A 7438-nucleotide genomic window follows, 5' to 3' on the forward strand; every position below is an offset into this window, starting at 1 on the left:
TTTCATAAATACATTGTATCAGAAAAAGACGAGGATGTTTAGTTTCCTCGTCTTTTTTCTATGTTGGGACTTATGCAACAGCCCCTTTGATTGTTTTTATTTGGTACTAGATTATAATATAATTTAGTAATTTAATTATGTTTATTATTTGTGTTATTAAACACCGCTTTATAAGAACGAGTACAATTTTTTTACTTCTAAAAACGTTTTATCAATAATATTATATTCTGATTTTGTTGTTTGTTAAATGGATTATTACATGTAAAAATGCAGCAATTCTAGTATAATTAAATTGAATTAATTAGTATTTTAACCAATAGGGGGTATACATAATGTCAGAATACTTTTTGAATTTTATTTTATTATTCATGGGAATTAAAGAAATTCTAAATTCAATAAAACTTTTCAAAACAAATAAAACTCAGGCAATACTTTCTTTAATAATCGGTATTTTTGTTTGTCTTTGTTGTTTTTTATCATTTACTAATATAATATAGCCTCTATCAATATTTTAATTTATCATGTTTTATCTCCTTTGTTTGAATTTAAAAAAGGGAAGTATAGGTTTTAATTTTTCTATACTTCCCTTTGATTGTTTTTATTTGATTGTTTGTGGTGGTGGAATGCTTTATTTTGATGTTTTTATATATTTCTTAGGTCTTTGTACCTTTTATACTTTTAAATAGCTTACAATACCTTTCCACCTTTAGTAGTTTGTGTGTGTTCTTTTGTCTGATAGATAGTTTTTCATGTTGGAATATAATATCTGTATTTCTTCATTGCTCATCGCTTTTATTTCTTCTGTGCTTTTATATGTTTTGTATGTTCCATCTTGATCTGCTTTTATGAGTTCATCTATTAGCTCTTGCCTTTTATTCATCTCTATTACCTACTAGATCTGCCTTTATTTTCTTGGTCATATTATAGCTTGGATAAGATATTTTTACCAGGTCTTATCTTTCTTGATTTTCGATAATCGAAATTCTTGATTTCCGATTTTCTCAAATTCTGGACTTCTGCTTTTCGGAAGTCTTGTTATTATGGTTATTTAAGGGTGTAACTTTTCGTTACTCCCTTAAATTTCTCTGGTCATATCTTTTTTATATTTTGAACTTCTAACATCTTCCATCTCTTTCATAAATAATATTAATCATTAACAGCAATTGGCTTTGCATAATAAACAAAGATCATTGCGTCATATAAATCTTTTGGAACTTCCTTTACCCTATAAGTCGTTGGTATGAATTTCATAAGAGGAGAATATCCTTCACCCAGACTTATCATGTTGATTTCTTTATTTATAAGGTCAAAAGTTTCTCCATCTTTAACTTTTGTAAAATCTAAATAATATTTTCCTTTAAATTTTCTCGCACTGTAAGCTAAAGGATCAGCAGATACAAAGACATGGTTTGACCTCTTGTTATCTGGACCAGCCACATTGATATTAACAATTCCCTTATAAAAGTCTGTTCCAATAATAAAATATTTTTCTCCAAAAATTTTCTTTAAGTGAGACCCCATTGGCTCATAAAATTTTTCACTTTTTGCAATGTGACCGTTGTGTCCAGAAATTAAAAGCATCTTATTTCCCTTTGATTTTTCAAAATCACTTATCCATTTAACATTCTCAGCCATAAGCTCATCTCTAACATTATTTACTTTTACATAGTCATTAAAATCAAATTCGTAATATTTTATGCTATTTAATATATTTGTAAGAGCTCTTGAAGCTATTTTTGCATCTGAAGAGGATAGGGCGTCTGCATAAGCTTTTATCTCTAACAACAAAGCTTCCTTATCTTTTATCTGTGAAATCTTAAGTTTTTCATCTTTTATAAAAGAAAGCTCCTTTTTCAAGTCTTTTTCTTGTAATATATTATTTTCCTTACAAAAATCTAATATTAAATCAATAGATTTTTCTGGATTTTGCATGTCAAAGCCGTAAAAAGAAAGTTTGTCCTCATCCTTGGCTTTTTGATTGTAGTCAAACATATAATTTATAAGATCATTCATGTTCTTTGTGTGATAAATATTAAAAGAAAAAATTCTTGAAATATTTTCATCTCTCTTGTTTCCGTGAATGTAATTGTTGATTATCATTCCTTCGCCAAAATCAGCTTCAATAGCAAAGCTCTTTAAATTATTTTTTTCAACTAAAGCCTTTAAAACTTCTAATTTTAAATCTTGAAAATCAGAATTCCCGTGAGCCGCTTCCCCAAGTCCAACGACTTGTATATTGTCATCTAAGTTTATTTGGCTTACAGCTTTGCCATAGTCTTCTATATCAGAAATATTTTTTCTGGCATTTAACTTCGGAAGATTAATCCATAAAAAATCTCCAATCCCTATAAGAATAATAAGGGATACTAAAAAAATTAATATTCCTTTAAATATTTTCTTTATCATTTTCTCACCTCTTACTACATTTTTTTAATATTTTATCATACTGTTGCTTCTTCTTTTGCCGCTTCTTTTTCTGCTTCCATTTTCGCTTTTGCTGCCTTTATTTTCTTGATTATATTATAGCTTGGATAAGATATTTTTACCAGGTCTTATCTTTCTTGATCCATTTTCTTGTTTTTCATCATTTCTCTGTATTCATTATCTTTATTAACTTGGTCTTGGAATTTTTTAATCTGTGCTATTACACTTGGTTTTTCACCTTGTTTTATTAGCTTATCTATTTCTATGGATAAGTCTATGCCAAGTTCTTTATTTACAAAATCTACTGAATATTTTATATGATTAATTTCCTGGTATTCATCTTTTATCTTGTCTTTTTCTTTATTTATTTCTTCAAGATTTGCCATTAAAAGATTTTTTTCTTCATTCCACTTTTTAGGACTTAGTTTTTCGTTGTCTGATAGGAGTTTTTTTAATTTCCCACTTACTACCTTATATTGGTCTATATCTTTCTTATGTTTATTATAGAATGTGTCTTTTGTGAATATGTTTTTCTTTTGATATTCTTCATAAACTCCTTTTTTGGCTTTGTAGATTTCATAGTATAGAATTTTCTTTTCTACATCTTCCATTTCTTTATGGATTGTCTTTGCTTTTTTATTTAGCCTATAGCTATTAGACTTTAAACTTTCTATTTTTGTTTGTAACTGACCTATGATTTCTATGTCATTTTTTCTTAAATAAGTATATGCACTCGTTAGCTTTTTGAAGTCATATTTTTCTTTATTGGTTTTGGCATATCCTTTTAGATATTTACTTTTTTCTTTTTGAATTTCTGAATAAGTTAATAGATAATTTGTTAGATTAAAAAGTTTAGGATTGTCTATTACCTTATCTCTTTCTATATCCTTAAATTTTTCATAAGCAGTAGACAATTTATCTAATAAATTTCCTATCCAACCCTTTAATGTTTTTATCTCTTCTTTTATTGTTTTTACAAGTTCATTATATTTTCTTATTTCTCTATTATAGTTTCCCTTGTCAGTTTCTATTCCCTTTCTTTCCATCGCACTTGCTGCTGATCCTAAATGGATTGTCGGTAGATAATCAGAATTTTGTCTTTTAAAACTCCTATGGTCTACTCTTTTTTCTATCTTGTTTTTTGCAAGATATTCATTACAAAGGTCTGAAAAATTTTCTCTCCATTTTTCTACATTGCCTTTATCGTTCCAGGTTGTTAGTTCTACTTTTCTTGTCTTTGGTTTTCCATTTTTGTTTAAAATCTTTTCTCCTTTTTCATCTAGGATATATTCTTTTTTTGACTTAGCTAAGAACTCTCCTTTTTCGTTTATGGGTCGCATTATGGTCATTATATGACAATGGATATTTCCATTTTTATCTTGATTCTCATCATGAATTGCATAATCTACTATCATTCCTTGTGATGTTAGTTTTTCTTTTATAAATCTTTCGACTAGGTTTTTATTTTCACTTAAAGATAATTCTTTTGGTAGTCCTATTATGAATTGTCTTGCTAGTTGTGCATTAGAATTTTTTTCTGCCATTTCTACTTTATTCCATAAGGTCGACCTATCATTAAATTCTTTTGGTATATGATCAGGCAATATTATATTTTTTACTAATACTTTTTCTTTTCTTGTGTAGTCATGGGTTACTCCGTCCCATTCATTTTTTATTTTTTCTCCACTTATATATGCTGCACTTGCTACTGCACTTTTTCCTTTTCCTCTTGATATTATGTTTACTTAAAAATGAAAACTGCCTGCCATTTTTATCACTTCCTTTCTTTTTTGTTGTTTTAGGTGGAGGCTTAATAGTTTTTTTATATCCTCTTTGTGAATGAGCGTTTTGAAATGATAGAATTAAAAAAAGCCGACTACTGAATTAATTTTTGTTGTTTCAGTATGTCGGCTTAATTGTTTTGTTCATTTCATATTTTAAAAGTCAAGGGCGTGCGTTAGCGAGTTTATTTACCCTTGACTTTTAAAAAGCGAATGGTTGTTGGTCTCTGCAAGGGTTTGGCTCCGAATGAAGCGTTTTGTCAAGTACCTTTTCTTATTTATTGACGCCTTATGTTGAACAACAAAAAACAGCAAACCTGTTTGATTTGCTGTTAATTAAACCGATACATAATATTAAATGATAACTGTCTTTAATACAAAATTTTTGAACGATAGCTATTCCTTCAACTCAAGTCAATCAAATAATTATTTACTAGATAACTTAAATTGCTCTTCTTTCTTATCAAAACTTAGTAAATAGTCTTTTCCTCTTTCAACATTAAACTCCACTTTTGCAGGTCCCCATGTTGTAGTAACATTTTTATGTAACACTCCAGGTCTAGTATATGTGTAAGTTACTTCTAAAACAATATCTCCTGGATCTGCACAAACTATATATTTTGCTTTTTCATTAAAAATAGCAGCTTCACCACTGATTACTCTAGCATATAATTGTTTTTGAGTGATTACATTATTTCCGGAAGAAAGCTCAATTTTCACCGCATTAGGATGTACAGCTAACCATTTAGTCAAGGCATTTTTGTTCATTTTAATTGATACAAACGAAAAAACAGCCGCTAATATAAAAATTGCAATCACAACATAGGCATATACTCCCATTGAAAAAAATTCTTCTAAATATTTCTCCATTTTCATCCTCCTTTTTAATTATTTTTATTAACATCATTTAATTTAATTGTTTTGCTTTTTACTCCAACCACTCCTAAATCTTCAATAAGTTCATTATATTTTCTTTTTCCTAGCGAAGATAAATCAAACATTTCCTTATTACCATCTTCTGTATAAAGATATAAGAAAAACGAGTCGTTGTTTCTTTGTTCTGAAGAAATATGAACTTCATTTAGATTATAGTTAAATTCCTTTTTACCATCGTTTATTAATAAACCATTTCCATTTATAATTATTTTAGTTCTCAATTGCCTAAATATACTTATTACAACCAAAATAATGATGATAGAAGATATAATAATTGCAACTTTATATCCTCCAATTACTCCGGAAATTAAAAATGCAACAAACGCTCCAAAAATCATTATTATTAAATTATAAATAAACGAAACAAGGCTTCTTCTATATATTTTCTCCAAAATCAACCGTCCTTAGAGTACATTAATGATACTAACGTATATCTAATTTTAAGCACAAAATTACGTACAAATTATATATCTTTGTATACAAAATGTCAATCTTGATTTTTCACCATGCACGCAATATTTATTCATATTTCTTCACTCAAAAATTCGTTTAGTATCATACTATTATTTTAATTTTATTCGAATTTTATACCTCTAACTCTTTCTTCTTTTCCTGTGTTAATCCTCTCTTTTCTTGCAGTAATTTATCTATACAACCTCTAACACTTTCAGCCTGTTCCACTTCTTTTCGTATATCTGTCATTTGAGAATATAGAATACCTTTTTCTTTCCTCAAAGTGCCTATTTCTGATTTCCATTGGGATATATTTAGGGTCTTTTTTTCTCCTAAATGTTCTTTCAGATATTTCTTGGCACTTTCAAATAAAATAATCTCTGCGGTATGTTCATTGTAGAAAGTATCTTGTTTGTTTTTCCTTAACTTGACACAGTCTTTATAGGTGTCTCTATGCTTCAAATATTTCTGAGCTTGGTCGATAAGTTGTACTCTATCATCTATTTTCTTTTCGTTACCTTTAATGGCTCTTGTGGTTTTATAGTTCTTATCTCTTAAAGTAACTATGCTTTCCTTAAGTTCAGATATGGAAGTGATATTTTTCTTTTTTAAGAACTGATAGCTTTCAATGTATTTTTCTAAATCTGTATTATGGTTATATGCATTTTTACGGATAAGATTTTCAAAAACGGACAGCAAATTTTCTTTGGATGGGAGGGGGCTTTGTATTCTCGTTTTCTGTTTTTTCCTCTTTTCCTATTCCTCTTATCCAATTTAGTAATGCCTTTATTCTTCTTTTGATTTCTCTTAAAATCGCATTTTGATGTTTGATTTCTCGGTTAATGTTTCCTCTATCGGTGGTTATACCTTTCTTTTCCATTTGACTTGCCGATACACCTAAATGAATGGTCGGTATTTGCTTTATGCCTTACCTTTAAAAAGAACGGTGATCCACTTTTTCCTGTATATTATTTTCTTCCAAATATTTGTTGGTAATATCAGCCCATGCTTTTCGCCACTCTTCCGCTTTTTCTTGCTCTGCTATTTTCTCATAAAATTTTTTCAGGCTCTCAAATGAGTCTCTTAACTCATCCTTGATTTCATCTGCTTCTTCTTCATATTCCCAGATATTGGGATAGATCTCCTTTTGGCGAAAAGCACTCATCTCAAATTCATTTAGATACGCTTCAAAATCAATCTATTGCAAAGCCTTAGCGATTTCTTTTACTCGATCCGATTTCGTACCAACTATATAATCCTCTTCATAAATATTAAACTGTCCTACAATCGCTTCGCTGATTACATCATATTCAATCGGTTCACTAGCAGATTTTCCTGTCAGCAAAAAAATGAAGTGCATCCCAAATTTTATCAATGTCACAGATTTCTACGTTAACATCTTCTTGTGCTTCTTCCACATCATCAAGACACGTAAACTTTTCTAATTCAATATCTGTTGTGGATTGATAATTTGCTATCATCCCCATAAGTGTTCTCCTTTTCGTTTTGAAAATTAAGTCATCATAAAGCATCATAAAACCACACAGTCGCAGCGATGATGATCACATGGACAAGCACAATCAGAATCATCGCTATCGCAATAAACTTGATGGCCTTGATAAACCAACGCAGGTATTTATTCTTTTTTAATTTTTCAAATATCCCCATAGCTAACACCTCCACAAATTCAAATTCGTTTCACTCTATATTTATAATATTGTACCATACATTTTCGACCAGTTTTATACTTCTAACTCGTTCTGTTTTACCTGTGATAGTCGTTTTTCTTGTTCCTGTAACGGCTCTATGCAAGTCTTAACTTTTTCTGCTTGTCCAACTTATTC

Annotated in this window: 7 protein-coding genes and 2 pseudogenes; all 9 read right to left on the minus strand. The window is 29.2% G+C overall.

Annotated features, from left to right (window positions below; all coding sequences use genetic code 11):
• Positions 1–706: 706 nt before the first annotated feature.
• Positions 707–880, minus strand: coding sequence for a hypothetical protein (locus HMPREF1630_RS09455; protein WP_037325927.1), 174 nt, complete (start codon positions 878–880; stop codon positions 707–709).
• Between the two features lie 266 nt (positions 881–1146).
• Complete coding sequence (locus tag HMPREF1630_RS00205) at positions 1147–2406, minus strand: erythromycin esterase family protein (RefSeq protein ID WP_037325928.1); 1260 nt, start codon at positions 2404–2406, stop codon at positions 1147–1149.
• A 146-nt stretch (positions 2407–2552) separates the two neighbouring features.
• Positions 2553–4163 carry a MobQ family relaxase gene (gene mobQ / locus HMPREF1630_RS00210; protein ID WP_231549488.1) on the minus strand — a complete coding sequence of 537 codons (1611 nt, stop codon included), beginning with the start codon at positions 4161–4163 and terminating at the stop codon, positions 2553–2555.
• Positions 4164–4631: 468 nt separating this feature from the next.
• Entirely contained in the window at positions 4632–5075 is a 444-nt protein-coding gene (locus HMPREF1630_RS00215; protein WP_037325930.1) for a hypothetical protein, read from the minus strand.
• Between the two features lie 14 nt (positions 5076–5089).
• Positions 5090–5533: a hypothetical protein gene (locus HMPREF1630_RS00220; RefSeq protein WP_231549487.1), complete on the minus strand. Its 444-nt coding sequence runs from the start codon at positions 5531–5533 to the stop codon at positions 5090–5092.
• A gap of 193 nt (positions 5534–5726) precedes the next feature.
• Positions 5727–6693 (minus strand): annotated as a pseudogene (locus HMPREF1630_RS09730) (MobA/MobL family protein).
• Positions 6679–6954, minus strand: a pseudogene (locus tag HMPREF1630_RS09750) (DUF1877 family protein); the annotation flags it as partial. The pseudogenes HMPREF1630_RS09750 and HMPREF1630_RS09730, both read right to left, overlap by 15 nt.
• Positions 6917–7081, minus strand: a complete 165-nt coding sequence (locus tag HMPREF1630_RS09690; RefSeq protein WP_197049838.1) for a DUF1877 family protein — start codon at positions 7079–7081, stop codon at positions 6917–6919. The pseudogene HMPREF1630_RS09750 and the gene HMPREF1630_RS09690, both read right to left, overlap by 38 nt.
• A gap of 34 nt (positions 7082–7115) precedes the next feature.
• Entirely contained in the window at positions 7116–7262 is a 147-nt protein-coding gene (locus HMPREF1630_RS09390) for a hypothetical protein (RefSeq protein WP_156095793.1), read from the minus strand.
• Positions 7263–7438 lie beyond the last annotated feature (176 nt).

This window comes from Anaerococcus lactolyticus S7-1-13, assembly GCF_000758765.1.
GTDB lineage: Bacteria > Bacillota > Clostridia > Tissierellales > Peptoniphilaceae > Anaerococcus > Anaerococcus lactolyticus.

What these genes read in the sequence shown, in the direction of transcription:
- HMPREF1630_RS09390 (WP_156095793.1), bottom strand. Translation starts at nt 7,262, where the DNA reads ATGGGGATATTTGAAAAATTAAAAAAGAATAAATACCTGCGTTGGTTT.
- HMPREF1630_RS09690 (WP_197049838.1), bottom strand. Translation starts at nt 7,081, where the DNA reads ATGGGGATGATAGCAAATTATCAATCCACAACAGATATTGAATTAGAA.
- HMPREF1630_RS00215 (WP_037325930.1), bottom strand. Translation starts at nt 5,075, where the DNA reads ATGGAGAAATATTTAGAAGAATTTTTTTCAATGGGAGTATATGCCTAT.
- HMPREF1630_RS09455 (WP_037325927.1), bottom strand. Translation starts at nt 880, where the DNA reads ATGAATAAAAGGCAAGAGCTAATAGATGAACTCATAAAAGCAGATCAA.
- HMPREF1630_RS00205 (WP_037325928.1), bottom strand. Translation starts at nt 2,406, where the DNA reads ATGATAAAGAAAATATTTAAAGGAATATTAATTTTTTTAGTATCCCTT.